The sequence below is a fragment of the Staphylococcus sp. HMSC034G07 genome (assembly GCF_001835975.1).
Taxonomy (GTDB): Bacteria; Bacillota; Bacilli; order Staphylococcales; family Staphylococcaceae; genus Staphylococcus; species Staphylococcus ureilyticus.
Map to the genome: position 1 here is coordinate 1 of NZ_KV826604.1, position 847 is coordinate 847.

General features: G+C 23.8%; 2 protein-coding genes. Both read right to left on the reverse strand.

All coding sequences use genetic code 11. From position 1 onward, the window contains the following. Positions 1–52: 52 nt before the first annotated feature. Positions 53–250: a hypothetical protein gene (locus tag HMPREF2586_RS05350; RefSeq protein ID WP_070812662.1), complete on the reverse strand. Its 198-nt coding sequence runs from the start codon at positions 248–250 to the stop codon at positions 53–55. A gap of 171 nt (positions 251–421) precedes the next feature. Then, on the reverse strand, positions 422–817 hold the full coding sequence (locus HMPREF2586_RS05355) for a hypothetical protein (protein ID WP_141756813.1): 396 nt from the start codon (positions 815–817) through the stop codon (positions 422–424). Positions 818–847: the final 30 nt, after the last annotated feature.

Sequence of the window (847 nt, forward strand, 5' to 3'; positions counted from 1 at the left end):
TTGGATATATGTCTTTTCACACAAAAAGCCCTCATTTTTGAGGGCTTTTAATTTAAGATGTTATATCTTTATATTGATTAATGTCTGGTATGATTAATCTGTCTAAATCTCTCACATGAATACATTCTAAATTATGTGTATCTGGTATTTGCGTACCACTATTTCCATATCTAATTGTTTTATTATTTTGATTTATTTCTATCCAGTCATATTGTATGCCTGTTTCATCATAATCATAGTATATACTCATTTTAAACACTCCTAAATATTTTTATACTTTTAAATAAGTTTAAAAGTATATTCAATTAATTTTTTTGATTTCAAACTACCATTTATTACTTAATATCATTGTTATAGTTGCTATTGAAAAAATATTTTCTATTAAAATTAACACCTCCTTTATCGTTTATACTATAGATAATTACCAATAACTTGATATTTCATATTCTGAATGATTTTTATAATTAGGTTGAATATTTTTGATTTTTAAAATGCCATTCACTAATTTTTCATGTAAATTTAAAACTTTTAACCAAAGTACATCTGATTGCATATCACTTGCTTGATATTTAATGCTATTTAGTAGCTTTAATGCGTCATAGTCTGACATTAATTCAAGACTTTGATATGCTTCATCTTGATACATAATAATATCAAGTTGATTATTTTCTTCGTATCTTGTATTTACAGCTACCACTTCAAATTGATATAAGTTAAAAATAATATTATCGGCTAAATCTTTATCAATTTTTAATTCTTCTTTAAAATATTTTCCTAATGTGTTTAACTCTCTTTCTGTATGAATAAATGCACTCATCATTGACCACTCCTAAATAGAATTTATACT